The organism is Paenibacillus sp. WLX1005, from assembly GCF_046603685.1.
In the GTDB taxonomy this organism is placed as follows: domain Bacteria; phylum Bacillota; class Bacilli; order Paenibacillales; family Paenibacillaceae; genus Saccharibacillus.
On the sequence record NZ_CP176756.1, the window covers coordinates 2,168,561 to 2,185,216 of the forward strand.

The following is a 16,656-nucleotide window of genomic DNA, read 5'->3' on the forward strand; positions in this document are numbered from 1 at the left end:
TATGTGATGAAAGCACTGATCGTAATTGATTATACGAATGATTTTGTGGATGGCAAGTTGCCAGTGGGACAGCCGGGTATTGAGATTGAGCAGCGAATAGTGGATTTGACTCAGCAGTTTGTAGAGCAGGGGGACTGGGTGGTGATGGCGGTCGATCTGCACGACGAGCAGGATGCTTTTCACCCGGAAGCGTCCTTGTTCCCGCCGCATAATATTCGCGGTACGGCAGGACGTGAGCTATATGGCAGACTGAAGCAGGTGTATGAGCAGAACCAGCAGCAGATCTACTGGATGGACAAGACGCGTTATAGCGCCTTTGCTGGTACGGATATGGAGATGCAGCTGCGTGCGCGTGGCATTACCGAGCTGCATCTGATCGGGGTATGTACCGACATCTGTGTGCTGCATACCGCTGTGGACGCCTACAACCGAGGATTCACGATGACAGTACATGAAGATGCGGTTGCTAGCTTCAATCCAGCGGGACATGAATGGGCTTTGCAGCATTTCAAAGGTACACTTGGCGCAAATGTGGTTAAAGGATAATCATTGCATCGTTTGCAGCATGCTGTAGCCGGAAATGTGATTAGGTTCACAATTTCGGCTATGGCGGTATTATCATTAAAGAGGTGAAGTCGTGATGAGACAATATGGACTTGCGTTACATACAGACAAATATCAAATCAATATGATGTACGCCCATTGGGTGAATGGTACACACAATCGACGTGCCGTATTCGAAGCGTATTTCCGCAAATTACCGTTCGGTAACGGGTATGCCGTATTTGCCGGATTAGAGCGGATTGTCAATTATATGAATCATCTGACATTTCATGAGGATGAGATTGCTTTTCTGGCAGAGCAAGAAGAGCAGTATGATGCGCGTTTTCTGGATGAATTGAGACAGTTCCGTTTTCGCGGCAATCTGTATGCGATGCAGGAAGGTGCAGTTGTATTCGCAGATGAGCCACTGCTTCGTGTAGAAGGTACGATTATGGAAGCACAGTTGGTCGAAACGGCGCTACTGAACTTTATGAACTATCAGACCTTGATTGCGACCAAAGCTTCGCGGATCAAGCAGGTAGCGGGCGACGATATTCTGCTGGAATTCGGTACACGTCGTGCACAGGAAGCAGATGCGGCAATCTGGGGCGCTCGTGCTGCTTATATCGCCGGGTTCCACGGTACATCGAATGTGCTTGCCGGTGCCAAATTTGGTATTCCTGCCAAAGGCACACATGCACACGCGTGGGTACAGAGCTTTGGCAACGAGCAGGAGGCATTTGATCGGTATGCAGCAGCATTGCCAGATGGCGTAACGCTGCTGGTGGATACATTCGATACACTCGGCAGCGGCGTTCCACATGCGATCAAGACTGCCAAAGATCTCGAAGCACGCGGTAAAAAGATGAGTGCCATCCGTCTGGATAGCGGTGATCTGGCGTATTTATCTATTCAAGCGCGTAAAATGCTGGATGATGCAGGGCTGCCATATGTGAAGATCGTCGCGTCCAATGATCTCGATGAAAATACAATTTTGGATTTGAAATCTCAAGGAGCACGTATTGACACATGGGGAGTAGGCACACAACTTATCACCGCTTCGGATCAGCCGTCACTTGGTGGTGTGTACAAGCTGGTAGAGTGCGAGATTGACGGCGAAATGAAGCCTGTCATCAAAATCTCCGCTAACCCGGAAAAAGTCACAACACCGGGCAGCAAGGATGTATACCGCATTATTAGTACAGGCAGCGGTAAAGCAATTGCCGACTATATTTGTTTCCCGAATGAATCGGAGCCGCGGGAAGGCAAGCGACTCAAGCTGTTCAATCCGCTGCATCCGTATATCCGTAAATATGTATCGGATTACGAAGCGGTAGCTTTGCTGCAACCGATCTTTGTTGAAGGCAAGCAAGTATACGAATTGCCTTCCCTGCAAGACATTCGTGCTTACCATGTAAGCCAGCTGTATCAGTTCTGGCCGGAATACCAGCGTAAGCTGAATCCAGAAATTTATCGTGTGAATATTAGTCCGAAAGCATGGGATATGAAGCAGCGTCTAATTGCTGAACACTTGCCACCGGAAGAAGCATAAGCTGCAATATCGTACTTGCTTCTTTTTTAAACTATTTAAAGTGATATCTCTGGACAATGATCAGATGACTGATCAGTAAGCAAAGCCCTGTATGACTGCATCCACCGCAACATGGTGAGAATGCAGTCATACAGGGCTTTTTGCTGTTCCTTTGCAGTGTTATCGATCACAACGATCCCTTCATTACATAATAATCGCCAATGAAAAGTTGTTACAATCATAGTTTTTATCAATGATATTTGCGATCATAATAGGTTTTCAAAACGCAACATTCGTTTACAATTAGGTATAAAGCGCATTACGATAGAAGCACAATATGCACAACATGTAGACAGAGAAGCGGGTTAGACTATCAAAAATGCATGAAAGAAGGCTGTTAACGATGAAAGCTTTTTATCTGGATCAGGATGGAACACTACGGACAGCACTACGTGGCAAAGACGTGCTGGCCAATGCAATTTTGAACAAAGGTGTGGCTTTTACAGCAGAGGAGCGCGACGAGCTGCATTTGAATGGTATTTTGCCACCGACGATTCTTACACTAGATCAGCAAATGAATCGTGTCTATGAACAGATTAAAAGTGAACCAAGCGATCTGCGCAAAAATATTATGCTCAATGATCTGTCCAACCGCAATGCGGTGCTATATTATCGGCTGTTAAGTCAACATCTGAGTGAGTTGCTGCCAATCGTATATACACCAACTGTAGGTCAGGCGATTCAAGAATATAGTCAGCACTACCATACACCGGGCGGCGTCTATCTGTCGATTGATAACATGGACGGTATTGAAGAAGCATTTCATAATAGCGGTGTACAGCCGGGAGATATTGATCTGATTGTCGCAACAGATGCGGAAAGTATTCTCGGTATTGGCGACTGGGGTGTAGGCGGTATTAATATCGCTATTGGCAAACTTGCTGTCTATACTGCCGCCGCTGGAATCAATCCCGGACGTGTATTGCCAGTCGTACTGGACGCAGGGACGAATAACAAAAAACTGCTGGAAGATCCACTCTATATCGGTAATCGGCATGAACGGATTCGTGGTGAACAGTATGAACAGCTGGTTGCTCGTTATGTAGAGGTAGCGCGGAAGCTGTTTCCCGAAGCATTACTGCACTGGGAAGACTTTGGCAATGTCAATGCCCGTAACATTATTAACAAGTACGGCGATCAGTTCCTGACCTTTAATGACGATATTCAAGGTACAGGTGCAGTGACACTGGCAGCGATCATTTCCGGTGTTCAGGTTAGCGGCACACCGTTACAAGAACAGCGCATTCTCGTATTTGGTCCCGGTGCCGCAGGCATTGGTAACGCTGATCAGATTCGTGATGCGATGATCAAGACTGGCTTATCAGAGCAGGATGCTGAACAGCGCTTCTGGGCATACGATTATCGTGGTCTGCTGACTGATCAAACGGAAGGTGTGCTTGATTTTCAAAAGCCGTATGTGCGCGATCACGATGAAGTGAAGGATTGGGATACTGATGAGGATGGCAAGATCAGTCTGCTGGAAGTGATTCGACAGGTGAAGCCGACAATTCTACTCGGTACATCCGGTGTGAAGGGTGCGTTTAGCGAAGAGATCGTGAAGGAAATGGCGAAGCATGTAGAGCGTCCTATCATTATGCCGATGTCCAATCCAACCTCGCTAGCGGAAGCAGTGCCTTCAGATTTGCTAAAATGGACAGATGGTAACGTGTTGATTGCGACGGGTAGCCCGTTTCCACCAGTAGAATATAATGGTGTGACGTATGATATTGGTCAGGCGAACAATGCGTTTATTTTCCCGGGACTAGGATTGGGTGCGATTGTGACCAAAGCCAAAGTATTCACCAAAGGCATGTTCACAGCTGCCGCAGATGCAGTTGCTCATGCAGTAGATTCGTCCAAACCGGGTGCATCGCTACTGCCGCATGTCAAAGGATTGCATCAAGTATCGCATGACGTAGCGATTGCCGTTGCCCGAGCGGCGATTCAAGATCAAGTAGCAAGATATGTACCGGATGATATCGAACAGGCGATTCAAGAGGCAGCATGGGAGCCAGCTTATCGCTCGGTCCGCGCGGCAGAAGCTGCGGAAGTAGTAGAGCAAGAGCAGAAGAAAGAACAGAAGAAAGAACAGCAGGTATCCTCTTAATTAGGAATGAACGCCTGCATAGTTGATACAATAGGGTAATAACCAATGAACGATGCAATAAGATATGTCGTACTTGTAAATGAACAGTTTGCTCCGGTTATGAATCGGGAGCGAACTGTTCATTTGTGCGGTCACTCGTATATAGCAACGACTATGATGTGTTTGGTAAGTATATGGAAGGATGGGGAGCGTACAGTGATGAAGGACGACACAGGAGCATCTTCTGTAAAAACGTCGACTGATGAGCCGTCAAGTGCAAGCGGCTCACCATCGCATGATAATCGCAATCGCTTGATCAAGCTTGGTGCACTGGTGCTGGTCGCTGTCATCATTTGGCTTATTCCGACACCAGCAGGATTGAAGCCGGAAGCATGGCATTTATTTGCTATTTTTGTCAGTACGATTCTGGGATTTATTTTGAAGCCATTGCCAATGGGCGGCATTGCAGTGCTGGGGATGACGGCATTATCGTTAACACATACGCTGACGATTTCCCAGACATTAAGCGGATTCGGCAATTCGACGATCTGGTTAATTGTGATTGCCTTTTTTATTTCGCGTGGATTTATAAAAACGGGATTGGGTGCGCGCATTGCTTACTTATTCGTAAACAAGTTCGGTCGCAAAACACTCGGGCTGTCCTATTCATTGCTGGCGAGTGATCTGATCCTGTCGCCTGCCATTCCAAGTAATACGGCACGAGCAGGCGGAGTGATCTATCCGATTATTTTGTCGCTAGCGGAATCATTCGGTTCCAAGCCAAGTAATGGCACACAACGTAAAATTGGTTCGTTTCTGATCTTTACGAGTTTTCAGGGCAATCTTGTAACATCAGCGATGTTCATGACGGCGATGGCAGCCAATCCGATGATTGCCGGATTCGCTAGCAGTGTGGCGGGTGTCAGTTTAACCTGGACAGGCTGGATGGTTGCCGGGATTGTGCCGGGTATCGTAACGCTGATTATTTTGCCACTCTTTCTGTATAAAGTCTATCCACCGGAAGTAAAAGAAACAGCAGGCGCATCGGAGATGGCAGCAGGCAAGCTACGCGAAATGGGGCGGTTCAAGCCTGCCGAGATCAGTATGTTATGTGTATTTCTGTTGGTACTAATTTTATGGATCGCCGGTGATCATCTGCATATCGATGCAACAACGACTGCACTGATCGGTCTGTCAGTACTGCTGATTACCCGTGTACTCACGTGGGATGATATTAAAAACGAACAGGGTGCCTGGGATACACTGGTCTGGTTTGCTGCGCTCGTTATGATGGCAGGCTATCTGAATGAACTGGGCATGGTCGGTTGGTTTAGCGATAAAATTGGCGATTCAGTTAGCGCCTTGCCATGGTCGCTGGCATTGATTATTCTGGCACTGGTATACTATTACAGTCACTACTTTTTTGCGAGTGCGACCGCACATATTAGTGCGATGTATAGCGCTTTTTTGGCAGTTATTTTAACCGTTGGCACGCCGCCGATGTTGGCAGTGCTGATTCTCGCTTTTTTCAGCAATTTATTCGGATCGACAACACATTATGGAGCAGGGGCGGCACCTGTATTTTTTGGCTCCGGCTATGTGAATCAGAATAAATGGTGGAGTCTTGGCTTTATGATCTCAATCCTTCATATTGTAATCTGGTTTGTTGTCGGAGGATTGTGGTGGAAGCTACTGGGACTGTGGTAAAAGCATGCTGACTTCATTGATAAGTTGAACAATGCAAAAGTGAAACAGTAGATGCCGCACTCCATACGCAAACAAAGTGGTAGCTCTGTCTGTGAACAAAGTTATGGCAACGTACTGTTCATATCCGGTACGTTGTATAGACAGCATGATGGAAGAGAGGATGATACTGCACATGGAACATACATTTCGCGCTTATATGCTGGAGAAGAATGGGGAAGAGGTCGAAGGAAGTATTCGTGAATTAACAGTCGATCAACTGCCACAAGGAAATGTAACGATCAAAGTTCATTATTCAGATGTCAATTATAAAGACGGTCTAGCAAGCACGACAAATGGTAAAGTCGTGAATGAGTATCCATTTATACCGGGCATTGATCTGGCTGGTGAAGTAGTGGAATCTCAGGATGAGCAGTTTAGCCCGGGTGATCTGGTTCTATGTACAGGTTATAAGTTAGGTGTAAGTCACTATGGCGGATATAGTGAATATGCACGAGTGCCGGGAGAGTGGCTGGTGCGTTTGCCAGCAGGCTTGTCATTAAAAGAAGTAATGATGATCGGCACAGCAGGCTTTACCGCAGCGATGTCGGTCGAATCGCTCATTCATGCAGGTGTTCAGCCGCAGGATGGACCGATTCTCGTTACTGGCGCAACAGGTGGAGTCGGCACGATGGCAATCTCGATTTTGAGTCGTCTCGGTTATGAAGTCTATGCGTCCTCTGGGAAACCAGAACAATCGCAATGGCTCAAAGATCTCGGCGCGCACGATGTGATCGCCCGTGCGGACAGCGAACAACTAGTCAAAGGAGCACTTGGCAAATCGCAATGGGCAGGAATCGTCGATGCTACTGGCGGCGCTGCGCTGGGCGAACGTCTAAAAAGTGTCCGTTACCGCGGGGCAGTAGCTGTATCTGGTAATACAGCAGGTGCGAAATTCGAGAGCAGTGTATTTCCATTCATTCTACGCGGCGTACAACTGATCGGGATTGATTCGGTCGCATGTCCAAGCGAACTACGTCAGCGCATCTGGCAGCATCTCGGTAGCGATTGGAAGCCGGAAACGGCACTGTCAACGGGCGTAACCGAATACAGTCTGGAACAGATTCCACAGGCGTTGGACACTGTACTTGCTGGACGCGCAGTCGGACGCCAACTGATCGTCATTGCCGAGTGATGATATCCAAGCAAGCGAATCATGCAAAAACGTATGCCTAAGCAAGAGGGCATACGTTTTTTTTGAGCTATGTTTTACGAATCTCCCGAATGACATGACCAATCTCCGGCAAAATAATCCGCTCCATCGCGAGCTTCACCGCGCCGCGCGAACCCGGCATGGAGAAAATCGCCGTCGCGCCTATCGTTCCGGCAATCGCACGACTCAAAATTGCCGCTGTACCGATATCCTCAGCAAAGCTCAAATATCGGAAAATCTCGCCAAAGCCCGGCAGTTCTTTATTGAGCAAACTTTGCACCGCTTCATAAGTTACATCGCGTGGAGCAATGCCTGTACCGCCTGTTAACAAAATAGCATCGACTTCGGCTCGTTCAGCATGATCATGCAGCAGCTCCCGAATCTGATTGTAATCATCACGAACGATTTGGTAATCGACGACTTCATGACCGTGTTCGCGTAGTAGCGATTGAATCAACTGCCCACCAGTGTCTGTTTCGACGGTACGGGTATCGGATACAGTCAGTACCATACATCTAACGATATCGGGCGCTTCCGCCCGGTGTTGATCTACAGAACGCATATAATTCACTCCTTGAATTCGCAGGCTGGAACACCTGCATTGAATCATTTAAAATGGTTTCAATAGGACCGATTCTATCTTAACATAATCCAGTATGATCGCAAAAATACTGGTTCCCATTATCCATATATCTTGATGCTACTGCTATGAAGAGATACGACAACATAGCCATAACGATACAAGATGCAACTATGTCGCCTCAGCTACGTGATATATAGGATTTGTAGACAGGATGATTTATAATGGAGAGATGACGATATATACTGCTGCGCCAAGGTTGGCGGATAGAACGGAGAGATGAGAGATGACAGTACCGATTTATATTTTGTCCGGCTTTCTAGGGAGTGGTAAGACGACATTGCTGCAACACATGCTGGAAAATTGGAAGGCTGAAGGCAAGACACCTGCTGTGGTGATGAATGAGATTGGTGATGTGAATCTGGATGGTATGATGCTCGGCGAGGATGTGGCAATGGCAGAGCTGTTAAGTGGATGTATCTGTTGCTCCAACCGCGCTGATCTAGGCACGGAATTGTACAATCTGATCCAAACCGGCGAACCGGATGTAATCGTGATTGAAGCATCTGGTGTTGCCAATCCTATAGAAATTCTAGATGCAGTAACTGAGATTTCGCTATATCATCGCATGGAGTTACGTAATCTGATTACTGTAGTCGATGCCGCTCATTTGTGGGAATTGTATGAACAGCAACAGGGCAAAACATATCGCTTGATGCAGGAGCAGATTCGTGCCGCATCGGTGTTAATGATTAACAAAAGCGATCTACTGGATGCGGATCGTCTGGAGCAGGTGCAACAAATCGCTCGTGGCTGGAATCCGTACGCGCCTATGCATGTGACTGTGCGCTGTGAACTAGATCGTGACTTGTATGAGCAAGCGAGTCATGCCTTAGCGGGAGAGCATCAGGCACCCAACGCAGACCAGCTGACAACTGATGAGTATAATCACCACAGTGCTAATCATGATCATGACCATAATCATCATAGTGACGACCATGATCATAGCCATTCCCATGATGAACATGAACGTGTGCATGCACCGCATCATTCGCATGAGCATGTGATGGTGTATACGCATTATTTTGAGCAGCCGATTAACAGCGAAGCATTTGAAGCTCTGATTGCTGGTTTACCTGCCGAGATTTATCGTGCCAAAGGAATCTTAACATTCAATGATACGAATAGCCGTTTTTTGTTCCAGTATGCTTACCGACAAAGCGACTTTATGAAGATCACTCCGCAAAAGCCGGTGCCGGATGTAGCAGTATTCATTGGAGAACATTTTGATAAACGCCATATTCAGGAATTATTGCTAACATTGGAGCGACAGGAAAGTGAAGCTTAACTAGTGACAAAGTTTCAATGTAAGGGACGCGCGGTTAATAGTTCAATAACAACCCGGTGCCCAGGATATGCTGGACGTTCAAGCAGGGTATTGATCACAACTATACAGGAGGTTCATTATACAATGACAACCACTAACCAGTACCGCCCTTACATCGAAGCCTGTGTTGAGGCTATGAATGCTTGTAATCTGTCGTATGTATCCAACTTAAAACAATACAATTTGGAAACGCTTGGCGATTGCATTCGTGTGAATCGTGATTGCGCGGAGATCTGCTCCTTCACTGTTCAAGCGCTGAGTCAAGGCAACGCATTTTCCAAGCAACTGGCAGAATTGTGTGCCAAAGCATGTGAAGCGTGCATTAATGAGTGCTCCCGACACGAGCAAACACATTGCCAAGAATGTGTAGCAGCATGCCGTAAATGCGCAGAAATGTGCTACGAGTTGGCAGGCGTAACTGCAATGGCATAATGATCTATCATGTTTACATACAGCGAAATTATAACGAGCGGAACTCGCTGTGAATGATAGAGCTTACGTCAGTTTCACCTTGTAACATCTGCTCTCATTAGCAAAGTAAGCACTATGTGCATTAACAAATCAGTATATCAACCAAATAGTATCAATCAATGCAATCACATAAAGTCGCAGGCTCTTTTTCTACATAAGATCACATGGTGTAAACCGATCTAGAGAAAAGGTGTAGCGGCTTTTTTGCGTGTTTTGGAAGTGGGATTTGCACCATTATGGAATCCGATGCGACACTTGCTCTTGTCAGCAGACAACGGTCGCGCTATAATACAGCTTAATATCTATGACATCACCTGTCATTTCGCGAATATTCACAATAGCACTGGATCGTTCATAATCATAATACGTATACATCTGTGATGGGGAGAGTAAACAGAAGATTCGTTTGTATAGCGAGCCGGGTTGGTGGAAGCCGGTACAACGACTGCTGTTGAAGCGCACCCCGGAGATGATTATCCCAAAGCATCGTTGATACAGTTGACTGTTAAACGGTGTGCATAAGGTAATCCGGTTGACCTCGTTATCGGTACACAAGTGACAGATGAGATTACATAAGCTAATCTGACTTTGCTATACAACGATGCCCATTGAGTAGACAAGATGGACATTTCGTAAAGCAGGTGTTGTTGGTTTGGATGATTTCCTCATTCTGTACATAGAGTGGCACCGCGGGAATGTCAATGATTTGGCTCTCGTCTCTACGTATGTCTAACGCATACGTAGCAGACGAGGGCTTTTTTGCATGTGCTTGGACTGTACAATGTGGAAATAGCTGTACATATTCAACCTATCCATACTTCAATTCATATCCCGGTGTATATCCCAATTCATAAATTAGGAGGTTTTCATAATGATCACGACAGAATTATTCAAGCAACAGGCGCTTCAGGTATTGCTTCCGCTTGTTGAGATAGAAGAACAAGCGATATACACCATGCTGGAGACTCCGCCTTCAACCGAGCTGGGCGATCTGGCTTTTCCATGCTTTGCACTGGCGAAAAGTTGGCGGCGTGCGCCGCAACAGATTGCCGCGGAACTGGCGCAGCGGATCAATGAACAGCTCCAATTTGCTCACCCTACAGAACATGCTCCTGTTCAAGCCCATGCCGCAGGTCCGTACATCAATCTCAGTTGGAATCGACAGCATATCGCACCGCAATTGTTACAAGCTCTGGCTGACCCAGAATATGCACAGCTGCAAATAGGGCAAGGTCAGCGTATCATTCTCGATATGTCATCGCCGAATATTGCCAAGCCGTTCGGTGTAGGTCATCTACGTTCCACTGTGATTGGAGCGGCGCTGCATCGTCTGTATACAGCAGCAGGCTATACCGTCGTTCGGGTCAATCACATCGGCGATTGGGGCACCCAGTTTGGTAAGCAAATTACAGCCCATCTGCGCTGGCATGATCCGGTACAAGCAGCTGCCGATCCGATTGGCGAAGCATTGCGCGTATATATTCAATTCCATGATGAAGTGAAGCAGCATCCAGAATTGGACGATGAAGCGCGTGATTGGTTCCGGCGGCTAGAGCAGGGGGATGCAGAAGCGCTGGAGCTATGGCATTATTTTGTCAAAGTCAGCATGGCATCACTGGATCTGATGTATCAACGGCTTAATGTCGAATTTGATGAAGTGCTGGGCGAGAGCTTTTATAATGATAAAATGCCTGCCGTCGTGCAGCAGCTACAAGCTGCGCATCTGTTGGAACAGAGTGATGGTGCACAGGTAGTGCGTTTGGACGAATACGATATGCCGCCATGTCTGATTTTGAAATCAGACGGCACAACCATTTATCCAACTCGTGATCTGGCAACTGCCATTTATCGTAAGCAGGTGATGCGTGGAGATCGGCTCGTTTATGTAGTCGGTGGTGAGCAAACATTGCATTTCCGTCAGGTTTTTGCGGTACTGGAGAAAATGGGATATGAATGGGCGCAGGATTGCACACATGTACCGTTTGGACTGATGAAGATCAATGGCAAGAAGATGTCCACCCGTAAAGGCAAAGTGGTATTTTTGGAGCAGGCGTTGGATGATGCTGTGCAGCGGGCAGATGATATTATTAGCGAAAAGAATCCGCAATTGCCCGAGCGTGAACAGGTAGCCCGTCAGGTTGGAATTGGAGCCGTCATTTTCAATGATCTCAAGAATTATCGGCAGAATGAGATCGATTTTGCGCCAGATCAGGCTGTTAGCTTTGAAGGGGAAACAGGTCCATATATCCAATATGTACATGCGCGGATTCAAAGTATTCTGCGCCGGGCACAAGAGCAATCGACTGAAATTCAGGCAGTGGTTGGATCTTCAATGGAAGGAGAGAGTTGGAGCGATGCCGCATGGGAATTACTCTGTCATCTGGGACGTTATCGGCAAACGCTTGAACGGGCAGTCCAGCAGCACGAGCCATCGGTAATGGCACGTTATGCTCTACACACAGCACGGCTGTTCAATCAATTTTATAGCCGTGACCGGATTGTAGATGCAGCACCATCAGAACGCGCGGTACGTCTGCAATTAACGGAAGTCACCGGACAATATATTAAGCGTATGCTGCATCTGCTTGGTATGGAAGCACCGAATCAAATGTAGAATAAGTGCAACCATTTGGATGCTTGTCCCGTCTGTGAGATTGAAGGTTCGGTAGTATTGTATGTGCAACACAGCGCAGCGCACAGGGATACCCTCATATCCGCTGGCATTTGCCCTGTATCGGTCCGCACAGTTGCAGTATCGCAGGTTTGACCGCTTGCCTCTTCAAGTGCTGCACCAGTTCACCGAAACCTGAATTTTAAAGCAGATCATGACGGAGGGATTATCATGTTGAATTATAAACCGAATACCAAAACAATTGCTGTACTGGCGCTATCTTGCGCTATCGTGGGTGGCAGTGTAGCTTCCGCAGCAGCATTTTCCGATGTAAAAGGTGACAATAACCAGAAGATTGTTAGTTCATTGCAGGAAAAAGGCATCATTAACGGCGTAACCGCCAGCCAGTTCAAACCAGATCAGACGCTAACTCAGGCGCAAGCGATCCAGATTTTGACCAAAGCATTTGAATTGAAAAAAGACGGTGCAGAAGTGTTGCCAGCCGCAGGCAAGCCATGGTATTCCGCAGCTGTCGAAGCTGCCAAAGCAAACAGCCTGTCTCTTCCAGATAGCATTCAGGCTTCGGAAAAAGTAAATCGTGAAGACTTCGCTTTGTGGCTGTATCAAGCAATTAATACAACAGGCACATATCCGGCAACGAAAATGTTTATCGTGTTTGATGATCAGGACAAAATTAGCACTGAAGCTTCCAACGCTATTCAGACGCTGGTGAATATGAATGTAATTCCACGCGATACAGTCGGCAAAGCGTTTAACCCGCAAACAGCCATTACGCGTATGGATGCAGCAACATGGGTAAGCAGCGCAGTCGATATGATCGAGCGTGCCAATGGCAACGAAAATAACGATGGTAGCGGTACGACCACGCCACCAACAGATAATGGATCGGAGGGATCGCAAGTGGGTTATGATCCGCAATTAAGCGTGAAATCCACTGCCGATGGCAAGCAAAAAGTAACATTGACCGTGCAACTGCCGAATCCGGGCTACAGCCTCAAGATTGATAAAGTCAATCTGACAGACGACAAAAAAGCAGTAATCTCTTACTCGCTCACCAAACCACAACCGGGCATGATGTATCCACAGGTAATTAGTGAAGGCTCTGCTGACACGATCATCCCAGCTGGATATACACCTGAATTGGCTGATAAGTAAGCCAGTCTAACTTATTAATTAGATGATCTAGATAACACATGTAGAAACACAGTAGCTAACAGGTAGGTTTTCACATCAGATGCCACATTAGGCTATAGAACCGAAGAGTATCATATCCAATGTCTGTGCTATACCTTCGGGTACGGCGCAGACATTTTATTTGATGCAAGCCTTGTTTTATAATAGAAAAGCAGCCATCCGGTATCATCTACCGATTAGGCTGCTTTTCGTCATTGACTGATGGATGATCAGCTATATCATATACGAGCTGTGAGTATTGGGATGGGTTGCACATTCAAGCATCCATCCGCTTGCGCGTCTATACTATAATTTTTTTGATTCCACTTCAATTGGTTGTTCGGTAATTTTCTCTGCTTCATACAGATTGGAGCTTTTCTTGAGCCATTCGAATAGATGGGTCACGACAACCTTTAAGACAGCATAACCCGGAACTGCCAACAGAATACCAACGACACCAAACAAATTACCCGCAGTCAAAATGACAAAAATAATCGTAATTGGATGGACTTTGAGCGATTTACCCATAATTTGTGGCGAGATCAGCTTGCCTTCGATCAACTGAACAGCTGTCCAGACTACGATCATTTTGAGCAGCATAACAGGCGAAGTGACCAGCGCGACAACCAGTGCAGGCGTAATCGCAATCGCTGGACCCAGATAAGGCACAATACTAGTAAAAGAAGCGGTAATCGCCAGCACCAGTGAATAATCCAGACCGATAATGTTATAGCCAATGTAGAGCAGACAGCCAATGCAAAAGCTAACAATAATCTGACCGCGGATATAGGAACTGATTTTGTTGTTCATTTCAGACATCACTTCAGACGTCTGACCACGCAGACCGACTGGAATGAATTGCAGTACATAAGGAACTAGACGTTTGCCATCTTTGAGCAGGTAGAACAGGATGAAGGGAACGGTCACAATTGACAGCACAATCTCAGTCAACGTACCGAGGAATCCACCGATGCCTGAGAAGGTATGCAGGAAACCAGAAGTACCACTACTGAACAGTGCGCCCCAGCGATTGGATAGACTTTGCAACAATTCCTGTGGATTAATATTCAAGGATTGCTGAATTTGTTGGAAAATATCGCCGCCCAGCCATTTCTGGATCTGCACAGTCGATTGCTCATACAGCGTCGGAATATTGCTAACCAATTCTTGGATCTGACGCTGAATGACCGGAATGACAAGACTAATAATCAATACGATGATACCGATAATAAGAATATAGAGCACAATGATAGAATAAATACGCTTTACTTTGTGCCGTTCCAGCAAATCAATCAGCGGATTGAACAGGTAAAATAAAATACCACTCAATATGATCGGTAGAATAACCGTTTTGACAAGCACGATGAACGGTGTAAACACATACGGAATTTTGGAAAGTAAGAAAATGTTTAACGAGATTAATACCAGTACAAGCAAAAAAATAACAAAGCGATTATTCAAAAAAAACAGCTTGAATCGTTCGCTCCATAGCCGGGCTCTTTCCATGAGCAGCTTCATCCCCTTTAGTATGTATCGTCTATGATTGTGGATACCAATATGGCTCTTTCTACATTCTAGCATAGCGGGAACAAGAGGATAGAGCAAGTGAGCATAAATGACAAAATTACAATTTTAAGGTAGACAAGACAGGAAAAAAGGTCTACATTGGATATTGGTTCAAAAGTCTTGAATTTTGCTTAGTCTGTGACTTAGATCACACCGCTTTTTTATTATTTTTGCTAAAATTTAAATTAATAAGATTGTGAATGAACAATTACAACTGCATAAGGAGAGCTGTATGAAACTATCCCTTGGTTCCAAACTAGTGGCAAGCTTTATTGCCGTGTCTGTTATTACGTATGGTACAAGCGCTTTCTTTATTTTTTATCTGAAATCTTATTTGGCTTCAAGTATGGCAGATTGGATGTATGTGTCGATCATTCTGTTGCTCGGTATTATGTGGAGTGGCATTCTCGGTTACATCATTTCTCGTTTCTTAACCCGTCCGATCGTCGCTTTGTCCCGAATTGCGGAAAAGGTCTCTGCTGGTGATCTCACTGTTGATATTCCAGAACGTCGTGAGCAGGATGAGATCAAAGTGCTGAACGATGCGTTTCGTATGATGGTGTCTAATATCAAAGGCATCGTGAACGACATTGCTCACAACACCAGCACGACTTCGCAAAACGCTGATTGTTTAAGCGGTTCCATTAATGAAGCGGCACAGCAGATCGAATCGTTGTCTGCTATTGCTGATGAGATCTACAACGGTGTACAGCAACAACGTGCCTCCAGCGAGACTTCGCTGCAAACGGCACAGCATATGATGGACTCGTTCCGCGAAATGAAGGACAAATCGTCGCATATGCTGAACCTGTCTACTACGATGGATCAATCTGTCCAATCAACACGCGATATTTTTGCTTCATTAAAATCCGGTATGGACACACTATCTACCTCACAAAATGAAGCTGAGCAAACGGTTCGCCTGTTGGACAATCAGGCATCCGATATCGGTGCTGTCAGTGGTACGGTAAAAGACCTTGCCGAGCAAACGCATCTGTTAGCATTGAACGCTTCGATTGAAGCCGCTCATGCGGGTGAACATGGAGCTGGATTCGCAGTAGTCGCTTCCGAAATTCGCAAGTTGGCTGAGCAGAGTAATGATTCCGCGCAACGCATTCAATCGCTGATTGGCGCTGTGCAATCACAAATTCATGCGACAGTAGACTTGATTCATAACCAGAATGAACTGGTACAGCGCGAGACTACACATACATCCCGAGTAGAAGAGACGTTGAATCAGTTTGCAACGATTGTGGACGAATTTATGTCAGCCGTTCAATTGATGGAAGGCTCGATCTCCGAGCAAAATGATCGGGTGGAACTAACTTACAGTCATGTACAGCAAATCCGCGAAATGGCGGACAAGTTCTACGAAGGCGCACGCCAGATTTCTACAGCGACACATGAGGAAACAGCGATTATGCAGGAAATCTCATCTTCTTCCGAAGAATTGAGCAGCATGACTACCCGCTTGCTGGAGAAAACCAAAGTATTTACTGCTTGATTACAATGAAGTAACGATACAACAGTATCACAACCGATGAGGTACGCGCTGCTCATTCATTAAAGTAACCATGCAACAGTGTCAAAATCGATACGTTACACGTTTCTCATTTATAAAGAAACACGCGAAAAATCAGACGTATATGCAACGACGTTGGCTACAGTCTGCTCGTATACACTTGTCGCGCACATAGCTATACACAAAATCCCCTTGCACATCCGGCGTAG

Annotated in this window: 12 protein-coding genes; 10 read left to right on the top strand and 2 right to left on the bottom strand. The window is 46.2% G+C overall.

The window, feature by feature from the left end:
• Positions 1-6: 6 nt before the first annotated feature.
• From ACE3MZ_RS09450 to ACE3MZ_RS09470, 5 genes are all read left to right on the top strand, one after another.
• Positions 7-546: a cysteine hydrolase family protein gene (locus ACE3MZ_RS09450; protein WP_411346181.1), complete on the top strand. Its 540-nt coding sequence runs from the start codon at positions 7-9 to the stop codon at positions 544-546.
• A gap of 94 nt (positions 547-640) precedes the next feature.
• Positions 641-2,095 (top strand): nicotinate phosphoribosyltransferase, encoded by a 1,455-nt coding sequence (locus tag ACE3MZ_RS09455; protein ID WP_411346747.1) that lies wholly within the window; start codon positions 641-643, stop codon positions 2,093-2,095.
• 382 nt (positions 2,096-2,477) lie between these two features.
• Entirely contained in the window at positions 2,478-4,241 is a 1,764-nt protein-coding gene (locus ACE3MZ_RS09460) for an NAD-dependent malic enzyme (RefSeq protein ID WP_411346182.1), read from the top strand.
• Positions 4,242-4,439: 198 nt separating this feature from the next.
• Positions 4,440-5,927 carry an anion permease gene (locus tag ACE3MZ_RS09465; RefSeq protein WP_411346183.1) on the top strand — a complete coding sequence of 496 codons (1,488 nt, stop codon included), beginning with the start codon at positions 4,440-4,442 and terminating at the stop codon, positions 5,925-5,927.
• A gap of 172 nt (positions 5,928-6,099) precedes the next feature.
• On the top strand, positions 6,100-7,098 hold the full coding sequence (locus ACE3MZ_RS09470; RefSeq protein ID WP_411346184.1) for an acryloyl-CoA reductase: 999 nt from the start codon (positions 6,100-6,102) through the stop codon (positions 7,096-7,098).
• A 67-nt stretch (positions 7,099-7,165) separates the two neighbouring features.
• Here ACE3MZ_RS09470 and ACE3MZ_RS09475 read toward each other — a convergent pair whose 3' ends face one another.
• The gene (locus ACE3MZ_RS09475; protein ID WP_411346185.1) at positions 7,166-7,678 is read right to left on the bottom strand and encodes a molybdenum cofactor biosynthesis protein B; all 513 of its coding nucleotides are present in this window, start codon (positions 7,676-7,678) and stop codon (positions 7,166-7,168) included.
• Between the two features lie 304 nt (positions 7,679-7,982).
• Here ACE3MZ_RS09475 and ACE3MZ_RS09480 point away from each other — a divergent pair, with 304 nt between their 5' ends.
• From ACE3MZ_RS09480 to ACE3MZ_RS09495, 4 genes are all read left to right on the top strand, one after another.
• The gene (locus ACE3MZ_RS09480; protein WP_411346186.1) at positions 7,983-9,044 is read left to right on the top strand and encodes a CobW family GTP-binding protein; all 1,062 of its coding nucleotides are present in this window, start codon (positions 7,983-7,985) and stop codon (positions 9,042-9,044) included.
• Between the two features lie 123 nt (positions 9,045-9,167).
• A complete protein-coding gene (locus tag ACE3MZ_RS09485; protein WP_411346187.1) occupies positions 9,168-9,515 on the top strand; it encodes a four-helix bundle copper-binding protein in 348 nt (115 codons plus the stop codon).
• Between the two features lie 910 nt (positions 9,516-10,425).
• A complete protein-coding gene (gene argS / locus ACE3MZ_RS09490) occupies positions 10,426-12,168 on the top strand; it encodes an arginine--tRNA ligase (protein ID WP_411346188.1) in 1,743 nt (580 codons plus the stop codon).
• A 228-nt stretch (positions 12,169-12,396) separates the two neighbouring features.
• A complete protein-coding gene (locus ACE3MZ_RS09495; RefSeq protein WP_411346189.1) occupies positions 12,397-13,341 on the top strand; it encodes an S-layer homology domain-containing protein in 945 nt (314 codons plus the stop codon).
• 324 nt (positions 13,342-13,665) lie between these two features.
• On the opposite strand, the gene ACE3MZ_RS09500 is transcribed toward ACE3MZ_RS09495, so the two are convergent.
• The gene (locus tag ACE3MZ_RS09500; RefSeq protein ID WP_411346190.1) at positions 13,666-14,865 is read right to left on the bottom strand and encodes an AI-2E family transporter; all 1,200 of its coding nucleotides are present in this window, start codon (positions 14,863-14,865) and stop codon (positions 13,666-13,668) included.
• Positions 14,866-15,157: 292 nt separating this feature from the next.
• Here ACE3MZ_RS09500 and ACE3MZ_RS09505 point away from each other — a divergent pair, with 292 nt between their 5' ends.
• The gene (locus ACE3MZ_RS09505) at positions 15,158-16,429 is read left to right on the top strand and encodes a methyl-accepting chemotaxis protein (protein ID WP_411346191.1); all 1,272 of its coding nucleotides are present in this window, start codon (positions 15,158-15,160) and stop codon (positions 16,427-16,429) included.
• Positions 16,430-16,656: the final 227 nt, after the last annotated feature.

What these genes read in the sequence shown, in the direction of transcription:
- ACE3MZ_RS09480 (WP_411346186.1), top strand. Translation starts at nt 7,983, where the DNA reads ATGACAGTACCGATTTATATTTTGTCCGGCTTTCTAGGGAGTGGTAAG.
- argS (WP_411346188.1), top strand. Translation starts at nt 10,426, where the DNA reads ATGATCACGACAGAATTATTCAAGCAACAGGCGCTTCAGGTATTGCTT.
- ACE3MZ_RS09470 (WP_411346184.1), top strand. Translation starts at nt 6,100, where the DNA reads ATGGAACATACATTTCGCGCTTATATGCTGGAGAAGAATGGGGAAGAG.
- ACE3MZ_RS09500 (WP_411346190.1), bottom strand. Translation starts at nt 14,865, where the DNA reads ATGGAAAGAGCCCGGCTATGGAGCGAACGATTCAAGCTGTTTTTTTTG.
- ACE3MZ_RS09455 (WP_411346747.1), top strand. Translation starts at nt 641, where the DNA reads ATGAGACAATATGGACTTGCGTTACATACAGACAAATATCAAATCAAT.
- ACE3MZ_RS09485 (WP_411346187.1), top strand. Translation starts at nt 9,168, where the DNA reads ATGACAACCACTAACCAGTACCGCCCTTACATCGAAGCCTGTGTTGAG.
- ACE3MZ_RS09465 (WP_411346183.1), top strand. Translation starts at nt 4,440, where the DNA reads ATGAAGGACGACACAGGAGCATCTTCTGTAAAAACGTCGACTGATGAG.
- ACE3MZ_RS09495 (WP_411346189.1), top strand. Translation starts at nt 12,397, where the DNA reads ATGTTGAATTATAAACCGAATACCAAAACAATTGCTGTACTGGCGCTA.
- ACE3MZ_RS09475 (WP_411346185.1), bottom strand. Translation starts at nt 7,678, where the DNA reads ATGCGTTCTGTAGATCAACACCGGGCGGAAGCGCCCGATATCGTTAGA.
- ACE3MZ_RS09460 (WP_411346182.1), top strand. Translation starts at nt 2,478, where the DNA reads ATGAAAGCTTTTTATCTGGATCAGGATGGAACACTACGGACAGCACTA.
- ACE3MZ_RS09505 (WP_411346191.1), top strand. Translation starts at nt 15,158, where the DNA reads ATGAAACTATCCCTTGGTTCCAAACTAGTGGCAAGCTTTATTGCCGTG.
- ACE3MZ_RS09450 (WP_411346181.1), top strand. Translation starts at nt 7, where the DNA reads ATGAAAGCACTGATCGTAATTGATTATACGAATGATTTTGTGGATGGC.